The sequence below is a fragment of the Nocardia sputi genome (genome assembly GCF_023501985.1).
In genome coordinates this window covers 218,934-234,597 of sequence record NZ_JAMFLC010000015.1, presented here as the reverse complement: position 1 = coordinate 234,597, position 15,664 = coordinate 218,934, and the positions used below count along the sequence as shown (strand labels likewise).

The 15,664-nt window shown below is 68.2% G+C and carries 17 protein-coding genes; 4 read left to right on the top strand and 13 right to left on the bottom strand.

Annotated elements, in window-relative coordinates; translation table 11 throughout:
* Positions 1–3: 3 nt before the first annotated feature.
* The 12 genes from M8859_RS20755 to M8859_RS20700 all read right to left on the bottom strand — a co-directional run bounded on the left by M8859_RS20755 (position 4) and on the right by M8859_RS20700 (position 11,711).
* The gene (locus M8859_RS20755) at positions 4–507 is read right to left on the bottom strand and encodes a h domain protein (protein ID WP_249644719.1); all 504 of its coding nucleotides are present in this window, start codon (positions 505–507) and stop codon (positions 4–6) included.
* Positions 504–974, bottom strand: a complete 471-nt coding sequence (locus tag M8859_RS20750; protein WP_249644718.1) for an Rv1363c family protein — start codon at positions 972–974, stop codon at positions 504–506. The genes M8859_RS20755 and M8859_RS20750 overlap by 4 nt, the downstream gene beginning before the upstream one ends.
* A 339-nt stretch (positions 975–1,313) precedes the next feature.
* Complete coding sequence (locus tag M8859_RS20745) at positions 1,314–2,747, bottom strand: MCE family protein (RefSeq protein ID WP_195070282.1); 1,434 nt, start codon at positions 2,745–2,747, stop codon at positions 1,314–1,316.
* Positions 2,744–3,997: an MCE family protein gene (locus M8859_RS20740; protein ID WP_372492926.1), complete on the bottom strand. Its 1,254-nt coding sequence runs from the start codon at positions 3,995–3,997 to the stop codon at positions 2,744–2,746. Before M8859_RS20740 ends, M8859_RS20745 begins: the two co-directional genes overlap by 4 nt.
* A complete protein-coding gene (locus tag M8859_RS20735) occupies positions 3,994–5,271 on the bottom strand; it encodes an MCE family protein (protein ID WP_372492925.1) in 1,278 nt (425 codons plus the stop codon). Before M8859_RS20735 ends, M8859_RS20740 begins: the two co-directional genes overlap by 4 nt.
* 88 nt (positions 5,272–5,359) lie before the next feature.
* Positions 5,360–6,421 carry an MCE family protein gene (locus tag M8859_RS20730; protein WP_159924789.1) on the bottom strand — a complete coding sequence of 354 codons (1,062 nt, stop codon included), beginning with the start codon at positions 6,419–6,421 and terminating at the stop codon, positions 5,360–5,362.
* Positions 6,418–7,446 (bottom strand): MCE family protein, encoded by a 1,029-nt coding sequence (locus M8859_RS20725; RefSeq protein WP_249644715.1) that lies wholly within the window; start codon positions 7,444–7,446, stop codon positions 6,418–6,420. The genes M8859_RS20730 and M8859_RS20725 overlap by 4 nt, the downstream gene beginning before the upstream one ends.
* The gene (locus tag M8859_RS20720; RefSeq protein ID WP_159924785.1) at positions 7,443–8,657 is read right to left on the bottom strand and encodes an MCE family protein; all 1,215 of its coding nucleotides are present in this window, start codon (positions 8,655–8,657) and stop codon (positions 7,443–7,445) included. Before M8859_RS20720 ends, M8859_RS20725 begins: the two co-directional genes overlap by 4 nt.
* A 5-nt stretch (positions 8,658–8,662) precedes the next feature.
* Positions 8,663–9,514, bottom strand: a complete 852-nt coding sequence (locus M8859_RS20715; RefSeq protein ID WP_159924783.1) for an MlaE family ABC transporter permease — start codon at positions 9,512–9,514, stop codon at positions 8,663–8,665.
* A gap of 4 nt (positions 9,515–9,518) precedes the next feature.
* Entirely contained in the window at positions 9,519–10,283 is a 765-nt protein-coding gene (locus tag M8859_RS20710; RefSeq protein WP_159924781.1) for an MlaE family ABC transporter permease, read from the bottom strand.
* A gap of 293 nt (positions 10,284–10,576) precedes the next feature.
* Positions 10,577–11,479, bottom strand: coding sequence for a 3-oxoacyl-ACP reductase (locus M8859_RS20705; protein ID WP_159924779.1), 903 nt, complete (start codon positions 11,477–11,479; stop codon positions 10,577–10,579).
* Positions 11,480–11,522: 43 nt separating this feature from the next.
* Entirely contained in the window at positions 11,523–11,711 is a 189-nt protein-coding gene (locus M8859_RS20700) for a ferredoxin (RefSeq protein WP_043686375.1), read from the bottom strand.
* Between the two features lie 207 nt (positions 11,712–11,918).
* Here M8859_RS20700 and M8859_RS20695 point away from each other — a divergent pair, with 207 nt between their 5' ends.
* The 4 genes from M8859_RS20695 to M8859_RS20680 all read left to right on the top strand — a co-directional run bounded on the left by M8859_RS20695 (position 11,919) and on the right by M8859_RS20680 (position 15,052).
* A complete protein-coding gene (locus M8859_RS20695) occupies positions 11,919–13,112 on the top strand; it encodes an acyl-CoA dehydrogenase family protein (protein WP_159924777.1) in 1,194 nt (397 codons plus the stop codon).
* Positions 13,113–13,132: 20 nt separating this feature from the next.
* Positions 13,133–14,260 carry an acyl-CoA dehydrogenase family protein gene (locus M8859_RS20690; RefSeq protein ID WP_195140289.1) on the top strand — a complete coding sequence of 376 codons (1,128 nt, stop codon included), beginning with the start codon at positions 13,133–13,135 and terminating at the stop codon, positions 14,258–14,260.
* A gap of 125 nt (positions 14,261–14,385) precedes the next feature.
* On the top strand, positions 14,386–14,625 hold the full coding sequence (locus tag M8859_RS20685) for an AbrB/MazE/SpoVT family DNA-binding domain-containing protein (RefSeq protein WP_159924773.1): 240 nt from the start codon (positions 14,386–14,388) through the stop codon (positions 14,623–14,625).
* Complete coding sequence (locus tag M8859_RS20680; protein WP_308221214.1) at positions 14,615–15,052, top strand: type II toxin-antitoxin system VapC family toxin; 438 nt, start codon at positions 14,615–14,617, stop codon at positions 15,050–15,052. Before M8859_RS20685 ends, M8859_RS20680 begins: the two co-directional genes overlap by 11 nt.
* Positions 15,053–15,078: 26 nt before the next feature.
* Here the strand turns inward: M8859_RS20680 and M8859_RS20675 are convergent, their stop codons facing one another.
* Positions 15,079–15,663, bottom strand: a complete 585-nt coding sequence (locus M8859_RS20675; RefSeq protein WP_223520283.1) for a TetR/AcrR family transcriptional regulator — start codon at positions 15,661–15,663, stop codon at positions 15,079–15,081.
* Position 15,664 lies beyond the last annotated feature (1 nt).

Below are 15,664 nucleotides of genomic sequence, written 5' to 3'. Positions count from 1 at the left end.
GTCTCAGACCGGGGTGACCGCCTCGACCAGCCAGCGCGAGTCGGATTTCGTCAAACTGACGCGCACGCGGCTGCCGGTAGTGGTGCCCTGCGGGGTGTCCTTGCTGGTCATGACCTGGTTGAGGAACAGCAGAACCTGCGCGTGCGAGCGGTCGGCGGAGATGACGCCGCCCGCCTGCGTGGTCGCGGTGACGGTGAGCTGCTTCTCCTTGGCGCCCGGCGCGATCTGCTTATCGATCAGCGTCAGGTAGTCCTCGCGGAAGTCGCCGGTGAGATTGTCGGCGGACTTGCGCAGCTCGGTGTCCACGGTCTGCGGGGTGTAGGTGAACATGGCCTCGGCGGTGCGCCCCGCCGTCGCCACCGCGTCCTTGCGCGACTGCTCGGCCTGCCGGTCATCCCAGTAGCGGTAGCCGTTCACGCCGCCGAGCACCGCGGCGGCCGCGACCACCACCCCGAGCACCGCGAGCAGGATCCTGGCTCGCATTCCGTTCCTGCTGTCGCCGCTCATGCCACGAACTCCACATCGGACACGGTCAGCCCGGTGTCGCCGCGCGACACGGTGACCCGGAACCGGTAATACCTGGTCTGCGGCTCGGCCTGGCCCGCGTTGGTCAGCGTCTGCTTGGCCGCGACCAGCACCCGCCCGGAGCGATCGTCGTCGCTCTCCAGCGCGGCCTCCACGATCTCGCCGCTGGAAACCACCTTGGCCTGCTGCACGATGCTGGTGAACGGGTCGACCCGGCCGTCGAACTCGGTCTTGAACTCGCCGGAGGCCAGCGAGAGGATCCGGTCGATGTCCTGCTTGGCCGAATCGGCGCGGATGGTGGTCAGGTTGACGACCGCCTGCCTGGCGGTCTCGACGTATTCGGCGCGCCGCTCGTCGCGTTCGTGCGCCGAGCGCATCGCGAGAACCGAGAGGGCCGCACCGCATACCAGCGCGATGACCAGCAACGCGGCGGCAGCGGTCGCGAGCACTCGCGGGAGGTTGCGGCCCCTTGCTGGGAGCGGTCTTCTGTTCGGTCGGCGTCGCCTCGGGGGACGACTGCGCGTCTGCTTTCGTCAGTGCGACCGCCGTGTCCGCGTCGGTGGTCGCATCAATCGCATCGCCCGTGACCGGTGCCGGGGCGGCCGGGAGGTCCGACTCGGCCGCAACTGAACTCGTCCCGCTATCGGCGGCGGGCGCGGTCTCGCGGGCAGTGGGAACCTCGGGCGCCGCTGTCTTCGCGCCGGTGGGTGTCGCGTTCTCCTCGACCGGGGGCCCGGCCGAGCGCACCGCACGCCGTCGCGAGCGGTGGCCTTCTCCGTTGCTCTCACTCATCGTTGCTGCTCCTCGAGCATCGCCTGCCAGCTCGACGGTACCGTGCCCGAACCGCCCGGTCCGATATCGCCCTGTCGGTATGTCCGCCCGTCGGTGCCGATGTACGCGCCGGTGGCCGGGTCGTACGCGCGGGCGGCGGCGGGTGTGTCGCCGCCGTAACTCGCCGGTGCCACGACCGGGGGTTCGTCGGGCTCCGCCGCCGGCGCTGCCGCGGGCGCGACCGGCTGCGGCGGCCCGAACGGCGGGTTGTCGCCCACCGGAACGTACCCGGTCCGGCACAGTTCCGGCGTCGGGGCGCGCACACCGGGCACCTCCACGCACGGCGTGTTGCGGATGCCGCGCACCGCCTCGGGCGCGTCCTGCGGCACCTTGCAGTACAGGCCGGGCGGGGTGTCGGGAGTGTCGAGCTCGCTCGGCGAGCGGCGCTGGTCCGGTGGGAGGAAGCCGGTGGTGCACGCGGGCGGGTCGTTGACCAACGCCATGAAGTCGACCAGCGCGCCGTATTCCAGCGGGCCGCGGACCGCGGTCAGCAGCGCGGCGACCAGCGGCGGGTAGATCACCAGGATCTGCTCCAGGCCGGCGTGATAAGTGACCGCGACCTGGCCGACGCTGACCAGGTTCGACAGCAGCAGCGGCAGCGTCGGACGCAGATCGTCGAACAGGTCGGTCACCCGCTGCATCCCGGACGGGCCCTCGCGCAGCACACCGCGCAACGCGGGATCGTGGCCGCGCAGCTGATCGGTGACCGTCGCCAGATCGGCGGTCCAGGAACGGATCGCCGCGTCCGAGCGGGTCTGGGTGTCCAGCAGTGGCCCGATCTGGTCGAGCAACTGCTTCGTCGGTTCGGCGTTGGCCTGCGCTTCCTGCACCAGCAGCGACGCGGAGTCGATGAACCGCTGCAGATCCGGTCCGGCGCCGTTGAAGGCCAGGAACGCCTCGTCGATGACCTGCCGCAGCCGGGTGTCCGCGACGCTCGACAGCAACCGGTCGGCCTGGTCGAGCAGCGCGCCGACGTCTTGCGGCAGCTTGGTGCGCTCCACCGGGATCACGCTGCCGTCGCGCAGGTTTCCGCCCGTGCGGTTCTCGGCGGGCACCAGGTCCACGTACTGCTCGCCGACCGCGGAGACGCTGCGCACCCACGCGTCGACGTCGGCGGGGATCTTGTAGTCGCTGGCGATGGACAGTCGCGCGTCGACGCCCACGGGCGTGAGCCGGACCTCTTTCACCACACCGACGTTCGTGCCGCGGTAGGCGACGTTCGCCGTCGGGTAGAGACCGCCCGTCGCGGCCAGCTGCACCGTGACCTCGTAGCGCCCGATGCCGAACATCGCGGGCAGCTTCACGTATGTCCCGCCCATGATCACCAGGCCGATCACCGTCAGCACGGAGAAGATGATCAGCTGGGTACGGACGAACCGGGTGAGCTTCACTGTCCCGGACCCCCTTGTGGCGCGGAGTTGCCCGGCAAGGGCACGGTCAGCCCGGGAATGGCGGGCAGGCCGGGTATCGGCGGCAGACCAGGAATGGTCGGAGCGGGCTGGCTCTCCGCGGGCGGCGGCGCCTGCAGCGGCCCGGTGGCCGGGTCGCCGTTCTGCGCGGCCGTGCCGGGCGCGAAGCTGCCGAGGGCGCCTTCCACGCCGCCGAACCGCCCGCCCAGCGGCGTTCCGGTCAGGAAGTTCGAATCCAGGCGGCGTCCGGTGATGTCCACGGTCATGAACAGGTTGAGGTAATCGCCCTTGATCGCGTGGTCCAGATTCTTCATCGGGAAGGGGAAGGTGGCCAGGATCTTCAGCGCCTCGGTCAGGTTGCCGCCCGTATCCGACAGCGACTTCAGCGCAGGCACGAGGCTGCGCAGATTGGCCTTCAGGTCGTTGCCGCTGGCGTCGACGATGCGCCGGACTACGTCGCTCAGCTCGCCCAGCGCGCTGAGCGCCCTGGTGATGTTCGCCCTGCGGTCGGCCAGCACGGTCAACGCGGGATGGATCTGCTCGATGGCCGCCGCCACCACGTCACGCTGTTCGGCGAGCTGGCCACCGAGCCGGTCCAGTCCGCTCATGGCGGCGATGATGTCGCCGGTCTGGCGATCCAGGTTCGTGGTCAGCGCGTCGAGCTGCGGCAGCAGGTCCCGGATGGCCTCCTCCCGCCCGGTGAGCGCGGAATTGAGTTCCCGGGTGATGGTTTCCAGCTGTGCGACGCCACCGCCGTTGAGCACCACCGACAGCGAGGACAACACCTGCTCGGTGGTCGGGAACGTTCCGGCCCGCGCCAGCGGGATGACATCGCCCGCCCGCAACCGCCCTTCCGGCGGCTGATCGACCGGGGCGGAGAGCTCGAGATGGTTGGATCCCAGCAGACTCGTCTGACCGATCTTCGCGACCGCGTTGGCGGGCAGGTCCACGTCCGGGTTGAGCGTCACGGTGACCAGCGCGTGCCAGTCCTCCACCTCGATCTTCGAGACGGTGCCGACCGTCACGTCGTGCACCCGGACCGGCGAGTTCCTGGTCAGTGTGGTCACGTTCGGCATCTGGATGCGCACCTGGTAGGAGCCGGGCACGGTGCCCTCGGTGCCGGGCATCGGCAGCGAGTTCAGGCCGTCCCACTCACAGCCGCAGACGCCGAGCGCCACCGCCAGCCCCACCGCGACGGCGGCGGTGCGGCGCATTCGCCGCGTCGGCATCATCGCACTCCTCCTGTCAGCCCCGGGATCGCCAGCCCGGCGATGCCGTCCGGCACGCGCACCGGAGCGGGCTGCGGCTGCGCCGGGGTCTGGCTCTCGACCCGCCCGGCCAGGCTGGGATCGGTGTACACCAGTTGGTCGGGGAAGGCGGTGACGCCGCTGGCCGGGTTCGTCATGATCGGCACGTAGTTCATGCTCAGGCTGTTGATCACGGGCGCCAGGTACTGCGCGCAGAGGTCGGCGCTGCGATCGGAGTCGTTGGTCTCCAGCGCGCGGACCGAACCACAGAGGAAGCCGAGCGGATCGGCGGGGTTGTTCAACGCGATCGCGCCGGTCAGGGTGCCTTGGGCCGGCTTGTAGATCTGGTAGAAGTTCACCAGCGCGGTCGGGCCGGAGTGCAGGACCCGTTCCAGTTCCGGCCGCTTGTCGACCAGTACCTGGGTGGCGTCGGCCAGCCGCTGCACACCCTCGGTGAGTTCGGCGCCGCTGCCGTCGATGAAACGGCGCACGTCGACTATCGCCGTGTCCAGATTGTCCAGCCCGGCGCCGAGATCGGCCGAGACGCCGGCCAGCACCGAGGACACCGACGCCAGCCGCCCGCCGAACTGCACGATCTGCTCGTTGCTCGCCGACAGCACCTCGACGAACTTCTGCAGGTTGCGCACGGTGCCGAACAGGTCGGTGCGACCGTCCGAGAGCGTGCTCAGCGTGGCCGACAGTTCTCGTAGGGTGTCGCGGAACCGCTGTCCGTTGCCGTCGAGGTTCTCGGCGGCGGTGTCGACGAACCGGCCGAACGAACCCTGCTTGTCGTCACCGACCGGGCCCAAAGCGGTGGCGAGCTTGGACAACTCGGCCTTGATGTCGTCCCACTCGACCGGCACCGCGGTGTGCTCGATCGGGATAACGCCGCCGTCGGTCAGCTTCGGGCCGCCGGTGTAGGCGGGCGCGAGCTGGATGAAGCGCGCCGACACCAGCGAAGGCGAGATGATCACCGCTTTGGGGTCGGCGGGGACATCGACACCGCGATCGAGGGTCATGGTCACCTTCACCCGGTCGGGGCCGGGTTCGATCGAGTCGATCCGGCCGACCTGGACGCCGAGGACCCGCACGTCGTCACCGGCGTACAGGCCGGAGGTGGACGGGAAGTAGGCGGTGACCTTGGTGGTCCCGATCCGGGTTATGCCGTTCCACGCGACGGCGACCACCAGCGCGGCGACCACGACCCCGGCCACCACCAGCGCCCATCGGGGCAGTTTCCGTACGACGACGCTCAGCATGCGCATCCCCCCGGACGCGACTCCCCTGTCGTCGGGGCCGGTCGGTCGTCGGCTCGCGACGGGTGAAGGATGGACGGGTTGTGCCCACTCATCGCGGCGGCTCCTGTATCGCGGGTTCGATCGACGGGGGCGGCGTGAGGTAGCTCTGCAGATCGTGCGGCAGGTGCTGCGGCCACACCAGCGCGTCCACCAGAGGTTGCAGCGTCTTGCTCGCGGCGTTGATCACGTACGCCTGGAAGTACGGGCCGCTGCCGACCTGCTCGCCGAGCGCCGCCGCGAACGGGCCGAGCCCGACCAGTGCGTCGGCGAGGTTCTGCTTGTTGCGCTGCAACAGCGCCAGCACCGAGTTCAGCTTGTCCAGAGCGGGCTCGAGCTGCGCCTCGTTGTCGGCGACCAAGCCGGACAGCTGCTGGGCGAGCCCGTTGACGTACACGATCAGCTGTCCCAGCGCGGTACGCCGCCGGTCCAGCTCGCCGAGCAGCTCGTTGCCGTCCAGCAGCAGCGCGTTGATCTGGTTGCCGCGGTCGGCGAGGATCTTGGTCACGTTCTGCGCCCGGCGCAACAGATCCGACAGCGCCTGGTCGCGCGCGTTGATGCTGCGCGACAGCGCGGTGACACCGTCGAGCGCCGAGCGCAGCGGCGCCGGCGTGTCGGCGAACGTCGCCGAGAGCGCGTCGAGCGTCTGGTCGACCCGCTCCATGTCCAGGCCGTGCACCGTGCCGGCCAAGTCGCTCAACGCCTCGTTGAGCGAATACGGCGAGGTGGTGCGGTCGAGCGGGATGGTGTCGTCGGCGCGCAGCGCGCCGGGGCCGGACGGCGTCACCTCCAGCGACTTGCGTCCGAGCACCGTGTTGGTCTTGATCGCCGCGGAGGTCTTCTCCCCCAGCACGATCGATTCCGCGAGGGTGAACCGGACGAGCACTTTCGCGCCGTCCAGGCTGACGTCCTCGACCCGCCCGGACCGCACGCCCGCGACCTGGACCGCGTCGCCGGGCAGCAGTCCGCCCGCGTCGGCGAAGTAGGCGGTGAACGTGGCGCCGGAACGGATGAACGGCAGCCGGTCGAATTGCAGTGCCGACAGCGCCACCGCCACCGCAAGCACGATGCCGACGATGCCGATGGTGATGGCGGGTGATCGCTGCTCGTTCATCGGTTGTCCGCACACCTTCCGGTCGTCTGCGCCCCGGGCATGTTGATCTTCATCGTCTGTCCGTTCGGGCCGTCCACCAGGAAGTTCGTCGAGCAGACGTAGAGCTGGAGGAACGAACCGTAGGAGCCGATGCGTATTAGCTGCCGATAGGTCTCGGGCAGCCGCTGCAGCACCCACTCGACGGTGTCGGACCCGGCGTCGAGGTTGGTCGCGAGGCGTCCGGTCTGCTCGATGGTGCCCTGCAGGTCGGGACGGGCCTGGGCGAGCAAGTCGGTGAGATCGCCGGTGGCCCCGGCGATCCGCGGGATGGCGTCGCCGATCTGGTCCTTGTCGGCCGCCAAGCCGCTGATCAGGCGCTGCAACTCGGCGATCGTGGTGGCGAACTGGTCACCGCGCTGATCGATGGTCTGCAGGACGGTGTTCAGGTTGTCGATCACGCTGCCGATCAGCGCGTCCCGGTCGGCCAGCGTCTTGGCGAACGAGCCGCCGCTGTTGAGCAAGGACACCAGCGTGCCGCCTTGGCCCTGGAAGATCTGGAGCAAGGCGTTGGTCAGGTCGTTGACCTGGCCGGGATCCAGGCCGCGCAGCAGCGGACGGAACCCGCCGAGCAGCATGTCGAGATCGAGTGCCGGCGCGGTCTGTTCCTTGGTGATGGTCCCGCCGGGCTGTAGCACGCGGTTCGAGCCCGGCCCCTCCGCCAGCTCGAGATATCGGTCGCCGACCAGGTTCTCGTATTTGATCGCCGCGCGGGTGCTGGTGAGCAGCCGGTACTCGCGGTCGACGTCGAACTCGACGTGCGCCAGATAGTCCTTGCCGACCCGCACGGAAGTGACCGAGCCGACCGGCACGCCCGCGATGCGCACCTTCGCGCCGGGCAGCATGCCCGATGAGCTGGTGAACACGGCGTGGTAGCCGTTCTCCCGCGCGAAGCGCATCTGGCTGAAGACGACCGCCAAGCCGGCGAAGATCAGCGTCATCACCAGCGTGAAAATGGCCAGCTTGACGGTCGTCGCGGTGTTCCTCACGGGCGCGGCACCCCCGGTAGTCCGGCGAACAGGAGCTGGAAGATCTTCGGTGGGTTGACCGTCAGCGTCGTCGACGGTGTGTACACGAGTCCCTCCGAGGTATCGGTGACGACGTAGTCGGCGTGGCTGCCCGGCTCGCGGTCCAGCAGGCCGGCGCACTGCGGACCGCCGGTCGCGTTGACCTTGGGCAGATCCTCCGGATAGGTGTAGGGCTTCGCGCCGTACATGAAGCCGGTGTTGAGCGCGACGCCCTCCTGCAGACCGCCGAAGACCGCCTCACCCAGCGGAAGCGCCTTGCCGAGGCCGCCGATCAGGCAGTACAGCGCGGGCGCGTACTCCTCCAGCAGTCCGGTGGTCGGGCGCAGCAGGTCCAGCGCCGTGCCGAGTTGGTTCTCGTTCTCGCGCAGCACCGAACCGGTGGTGTCGGCCAGCCCGATGAGATTCACCAGGACGTTGTCCAGGCTGTCCTGCTCCTGGGTCAGGGTGTTGCCGGTGACCCGGAAGTTGTCCACCGTGCGCAGCAGGTCGTTCACCGTGTCGGCGTACAGGTCGGTGACCTCGCCGGTCTTCGCCAGATCCTGTTGCAGCGTGGGCAGATACGGGTTGATGTCGCGCAGGTAGGCATCGCTGCGCTCGAGCAGTTCGCCCAGCTTCTCGCCGCGTCCCTGCAGGGCGGTGCCCAGTGCGGACAGCGTGGCGTTCAGCTTCTCCGGCTCGATCTGGGCGAGCACGTCGGACAGGTGCTGGAACAGCGTGTTGAACTCGACGGTCACCCGCTGCGCCGTGACGACCGCGCCCGGTTGCAGCGATTTCGTCGACGGCTGCGGCGGCACGACGAAGTTGACGTACTTCGCGCCGAACACCGTGGTGGACCTGATGTCGACGTCCGCGTTGGACGGCACCAGCTTCAGCAGTTCCGGATCGAGGGCCAGCTTCAACCTGGCGCCTTCGGCGGTGTGGTCGACGGACGCGACGCGCCCGATCTCGACCCCGCGGACCTTCACCTTGGCGTCCGGGTCCAGCACCAGGCCGCTGCGCGGCGCGTCCACCGTCACGGTGGCCGTGGACGTGAATCCGCCGACGAACATGATCATCGCGACCGTCACGACGGCGACCAGCGCGAGCACCATCGCGGCCCCGGCCAGTTTCAGGCCGAGCCCGCCGCGCAGCGCCCGCAGAAGGCGGCTGTCTGTTTGCTTCGATTCCGCCATGTCGCTTATCCGGAGAGATGGAAGTTGCCGGAGGTGCCGTAGATGGCCAGCGAGATCAGCAGCGTCACCGTGACCACCGCGACCAGCGAGGCCCGCACCGCGTTGCCCACCGCGACACCCACGCCGACCGGCCCGCCCGCGGCGTTGTAGCCGTAGTAGGTGTGGATCATCATGACCGCCAAGGCCATGAAGATCGCCTGGGCGAACGACCAGAGGATGTCGCTGGGGATGAGGAACGTGGAGAAGTAGTGGTCGTAGACGCCCGCCGACTGCCCGTAGATCACCACGGTGGCGAACCGGCTGGCCAGGAACGAGGCGATCACCGCGAGCGCGTAGAGCGGGACGATCGCGATCATCCCGGCCAGCACGCGGGTGCCGACCAGGTAGGGCACCGGCCGGATCGCCATCGACTCCAGCGCGTCGATCTCCTCGGCGACCCGCATCGCGCCCAACTGCGCGGTGGCGCCTGCCCCGATGGTGGCGGCCAGGCCGATGCCGGAGATCACCGGCGCCGCGATGCGGACGTTGATGAACGCGGCGAAGAAGCCGGTCAGCGCCTCGACGCCGATATTGCCCAGTGAACTGTAGCCCTGCACGGCGATGGTGCCGCCCGCGAAGAGGGTGAGGAACCCGACGATCACCACCGTGCCGCCGATCACCGCCAGCGCGCCGCTACCCATGCTGATTTCGGCGATCAACCGGATGGTCTCGGTGCGATAGTGCAGCAGCGCCCGCGGAATCGAACCGATCGCCTGGGCATAGAACACGGCGTGCTTGCCCACCGAATCGAGCGAGTCCGACATCCGGCGCATCCGCCGGATGGTGCGGGGAAAGCGGGATTCGATTACGAAGGCCATCGCGTCACCGCACCGTGAACTTGATGCCGACGGCGGTGACCACCACGTTCACGACGAACAGGGCCATAAAAGCGAAGACTACGGTCTGATTCACCGCATCACCGACACTCTTGGGTCCACCTCTGACATTCAGGCCCAGATAGCAGGCGACCAGTCCGGCGATCAGCCCGAACAACCCGGCTTTCACCTCCGAAATGATCAGCTCGGGCAGATGGGTGAGCAGCGTGATGCCATTGACGAACGCACCGGGGTTCACGTCCTGCAAATACACCGAGAACAGGAATCCGCCGACGATGCCGATCGTGCACACCAGGCTGTTGAGCATCAACGCGACGAACATCGAGGCGAGCACGCGGGGGACCACCAAGCGGTGGACCGGATTGATGCCGAGCACCCGCATCGCGTCGATTTCCTCGCGGATCGTGCGAGCGCCGAGATCGGCGCAGATCGCGGTAGCGCCCGCCCCCGCGACGATCAGCACGGTGACGATCGGCCCGACCTGGGTGACCGAACCGAACGCGGCGCCGGCCCCACTGAGATCGGCCGCGCCGATCTCCCGCAACAGAATGTTCAGCGTGAAGCTCACCAGAACGGTGAACGGAATGGCCACCAGCAATGTGGGCACGATCGATACCCGCGCGATGAACCAGGACTGGTCGATGAACTCCCGCCATTGAAAGGGTCTGCGCACGCTCGAACGTGCGACATCGGCGGTGAGTTCGAAGAAGCCACCGACAGCCCGCAACGGCACGGCAAGGACCTCGTTCATCCGCGATCCTCCTTGCTCAACCGGCGTATACAGCAACACGGCGCGAATCTTCACCGTGGCCGCACCGCCGGTACGATTAGAACATGTTCACCGTGTTGCCGGAAGCACTTTTCACACTTTTGAAGTGCAGTTTCTCGAAAAATCGGCGTATTTATTTGAAACCGGTGTCAGAGGGAAATGATCCCACCTTTGTGAGGTAGGACATAACCCGTCCCTATGTCTACCAAGCACCGATCCCCCGATCAACAGCTGGACACTTGATCAGTAGCACACCGGCGGCAAGCCGCCGCCGCTCACCCCAGGTCGATCAGCGAAGATGCCGAGAAGGTCCGCCCCTCCGGACGATCGGCGAAGTAGCCGCCCAGCGTGTCGGCGAGGTCCTGAGCCGACCACTGCCCCGCGTCCGCGTCGAATCGGCGCTCGACGACCGGCGCCGCCATGAGCGCCACCATTCCCCCGTAGACGATGAACAACTGCCCGTTGACCGCATCCGCCGCAGGCGAGGCCAAGTAGGCGACCAGTCGTGCCACGTGCTCAGGCGACAGCGGATCGGGCTTCCCTTCCGGGGCCGGACTGAACACCGCCTCGGTCATCGCGGTGCGCGCACGCGGCGCGATGGCGTTGGCGCGCACCCCGTAGCGCGACAGTGCCCGCGCGGCCGAGAGGGTCAGCGCGGTGATGCCCGCCTTCGCGGCGCCGTAGTTCGCCTGCCCCTCCGGGCCGAGCAATCCCGCTTCCGACGAGGTGTTGATCAGCCGGCCGTAGACCGGCGCGCCCGCCTGCTTCGACTTGCCGCGCCAGTAGGCGGCGGCATTGCGCGACAACAGGAAATGCCCGCGCAGGTGCACCGCGAGCACCGCGTCGAAGTCCTCGTCGGACATGTTGAACAGCATCCGGTCGCGTGTGATGCCCGCGTTGTTGACCACGATGTCGACCGACCCGAAGGATTCCTGCGCGGTGCGGATCAGCGCGTCGGCGGTCGCGCGCTCGGCGATGCTGCCCGCGACGAACTCCGCCTTGGCGCCGAGCGCCCGGATCTCACCGAGCGTGTCGGCGACCGCGTCGGACTCCGAGAGGTCGTTGACCACCACCGACGCGCCGGCCCCGGCGAGCGCGAGCGCTTCGGCCCGCCCAAGTCCAGCTCCGCCGCCGGTCACGATCGCTACTCGGCCCGCAAGGCTCAGATCATTGCTCACGCGGCCGACTCTAGAACGTGTTCCAACTTACGGCAAGGGTCGGTCACTGTAGCCGCAGCGCGGCCTTGGGGCACTGCGCGACGGCATCCTCGACATCGGCGAGCCGATCGTCGGGCACGTCGGCGTTCGCGATGTGCAGCACGTCCTCGTCATCGAGTTCGAACACGTCGGGGGCGATTCCGACACAGATTCCGTTAGCTTCGCACTGGTCCGGATCGACACTGATCTTCATGGCAACTCCTTTACCACCACGTTGGCGGAAGCGTAACAAGCCGATCCGCTCCACCGCGGCGTCATCGGGGGATTCACTATCAATACTGGAACATGTTTCAGTCCATATGCAATGATCGGGGGAACCCGATCCAACGAAGGCTCGGCCCTGCCCACCCCCGCCGACTCCGCAAGCTCGGTCGGCCGACCATCCCCAAGAGGTATTGCGATGCGCATTGCGTACACGCCCCGACAGGAGCAGCTGCGCGCTGAGCTGCGCGACTACTTCGCGCGGCTCATCACCCCTGAACGAAGGGCGGCCCTGAGCGCGCAGACCGGCGAGTACGGGCAGGGCAACGTCTACCGGGAGGTGGTCCAGCAGATGGGCCACGACGGCTGGCTGGCGCTGGGCTGGCCCAAGGAGTACGGCGGCCAGGACCGGCCCACCATGGACCAGCTGATCTTCACCGACGAGGCCGCGATCGCGGGCGCGCCGGTGCCGTTCCTGACCATCAACTCGGTCGCGCCCACGATCATGCACTACGGCAGCGAGGAGCAGAAGAAATTCTTCCTGCCCAAGATCGCGGCCGGTGAATTGCACTTCTCCATCGGGTACTCCGAACCGGGCGCGGGCACCGACCTGGCCAGCCTGCGCACCACCGCGGTCCGCGACGGCGACGACTACGTGATCAACGGCCAGAAGATGTGGACCAGCCTGATCGCCTACGCCGATTACGTCTGGCTGGCCGTGCGCACCGACCCGACGGCCAAGAAGCACAAGGGCATCAGCATGCTCATCGTGCCGACCACCGCCGAAGGCTTCTCGTGGACGCCCGTGCACACCATGGCGGGACCGGACACCAGCGCCACCTACTACCAGGACGTCCGGGTGCCCGCGAGCGCCCTGGTCGGTCAGGAGAACGGCGGCTGGGCACTCATCACCAACCAGCTCAACCACGAGCGGGTCGCGCTCACCTCGGCCGCGCCGCTGGCGCTGGCGCTGCGTCAGACCGTCGAGTGGGCGAGCGACACCAAGGCAGCCGACGGATCCCGCGTGATCGACCGGGAGTGGGTGCAGCTCAACTTGGCCAAGGTGCACGCCAAGGTCGAATACCTCAAGCTGCTGAACTGGGAGATCGCCAGCCGGGCCGACGCGGGCGGCGATGCGGCTCCGCGGCCGTGGGACGCCTCGGCCTGCAAGGTGTACGGCACCGAGTTGGCCACCGAGGCCTACCGGTTGCTCATGGAGGTGCTGGGTCCGCATGCGTACCTGCGCCAGGACTCCCCCGGCGCGCAACTGCGCGGGCGATTGGAACGGATGCACCGCGCCGCGCTCATCCTGACCTTCGGCGGCGGCACCAACGAGGTGCAGCGCGACATCATCGCCATGACCGCCCTCAAGCAGCCTGCCGCGGCGCGCTGATCGAAAGCAGGTACCCCACCATGGATTTCACTCCCACCGAAGCCCAACTGGATCTCGCCCGGCTGACCGGCGAGGTGTGCGGCAAGCTGGTCACCGCCGACCGGCTGCGCGAACTCGACGGCAACCGTGGCGGCGGAGCGGAAGCGGACGCCGAGCGATTCGACCAGCCGCTGTGGCATTCGCTGGCCGAGACCGGTGTGCTCGCGGCGGCCCTGCCCGAATCGGTCGGCGGCAGCGATCTCGGCTCGCTCGAGCAGACCGCCATCCTGCGTGAGCTGGGCAAGCACCTCGCGGCCGTGCCGTATCTGTGGTCGATCGTGCTCGGCGCGGGCGCGCTGGCGCGATTCGGCGATACGGCGCAACAGGATCTGGCCACCCGGGCGGGCGCGGGCGGCGTCGTCCTCACGGTGGCGCTGGCCGAGGAGCGCAACTGGGAACCGGCCGCCCCGACCACGACCGCGGTAGAGACCGATGACGGCTGGCGGCTGACCGGCGCCAAGACCACGGTGCCCTTCGCCAACCGGGCCGAGCGAATCCTGGTGCCCGCCACGGTGTCCGGGACCGCCGCGGTATTCCTGGTCGATCCGTCGGCGGCGACGGTGACGGCGCAGCAGGTCGTCGACCGCAGCCCGGAGTTCGTGGTCGAACTCACCGACACGCCCGCCGAACTGGTCGGCACTGTATCCGGAGGCCCGGAGATCCTGGATTGGATCCTCGTGCGCGCCTGGCTCGGCCTGAGCGCCCTACAGCTGGGCACCCTGGAACGCGCGCTCGATCTGGTCGCCGATTACGCCAGGGAGCGTGAGCAATTCGGCAAGGCGGTCGGCAGCTTCCAGGCCGTCGCGCAACGGCTCGCCGACGCCTATATCGACGTCCAAGGCCTGCGCCTGGCGGTGACCCAGGCGGCGTGGCTGCTGTCGGAGGACCTGCCCGCCGCCGAGGCGGTGCACACCGCGAAGTTCTGGGCCGCCGACGCCGGCCACCGCGTCGCGCACACCGTCGTCCACGTGCACGGCGGCGTCGGCATCGACCGCGACCACATCGTGCACAACTACTTCACCGCCGCCAAACACAACGAGTTCGCCCTCGGCGCGAGCACCGACCACCTGCGCGCGTTGGGCGCGCTGCTGGCCGGTAGCCCGGCCTGAGCGATTCACCACCGGTCGGGCCCGCCACACTTCGCAGACCGACGGTTGTGGAGCGGATCAGCGGTTTCGCAGCGTATGTAATACGTAATAGGATTACTACGAACACACGTTGAGAGGACGCTGCGATGCTGCTGAACAGCAAGGGGCAAGTAACGATCCCCGCCCACCTTCGCGCCAAGCACAACCTTCGCGAGGGTGACGACGTGGAGATCGTCGAAATCGACGGCGCCTTACGAATCGTACGCACCGAAGGCGCCTCTACCCGAGGTCAACGTCTCGTCAACCGAATGCGTGGCACCGCGGGCAGCAGGGACGTCGAAGGCATGACCACCGACCAGATCATGGACTTGCTCCGTGGCGAGTAGCCCGACGCCTATACGTGGATCCGCCGTTCTGATCGACTCCTGCGTTCTGCTCGACGTCATGACCAATGACAAACGCTGGGCAGAGTGGTCGGCGGAACGGATAACCGACGCACTCGATTCCGGTCGAGCTGTCATCAACCCGATCATCTACGCCGAAGTCTCGGTTGGGTACGACACCGTTGAAGAACTCGATTATCTACTGCCTTCCGCTGAGTTCGAACGGGAAGCATTGCCGTTTCGAGCAGGCTTCCTCGCGGGCAAGGCGTACCAGCGCTATCGCCGAAACAGCGGTGAGAAGCGCTCACCAATGCCCGACTTCTACATCGGAGCGCACGCAGCGGCAGCGGGGTACCGCCTGCTGACGCGCGACGTCGCGCGGTACCGCGGCTACTTCCCAACCGTCGAACTGATTGCGCCCACTCCCTGAACCTCCGCTGCGGAGCCTGAGAGCTTTCAGTCCGGCGTCGACGTCAAGTAGCGCTGGAGAGTGGGCGCCACCTCGGCGATGATCTGCTCGCGAGTCAGGGCGACGACCGGGGGCAGGCACAGCACATAGCGGCACAGGGCCAGGCCGAGCATCTGGGTGACGATCAGGCCGCCCCTGCGCGCAGCGTCGGCTGGATCGCCGAAACGCAGGACGGCGGGCAATACCTGCTCGACGAAGATGGCGCGGACGCGGCCGGCGACCGCCTCGTCGGTAATGGACGAGCGCAGCAGGGTCAGCAGCACCTCCTTGTTCGGCTGCTCTTCCCAGATCTCGAAGAAGCGGCGCACCAGCAGTTCGCCGAGGCTGTCCGGATCGGCGGAGCCGAGGTCCGGCAGCTCGAGCCGGACGTCGACCGCGGCCGCGAAAAGGCCGTCTTTACTGCCGAAGTACCGCATGACCATGGACGGGTCGATGTCGGCGTCGGCGGCGATGGCGCGGATGGTCGCCTTGCGGAAACCTTCGGCGGCGAACCGCGCACGGGCCGCCTCCAGAATCGCGGCGCGCGTGGCGTCGGAGCGGCGAACGGGCGCCTGATCATGCCCTCCAGTCATG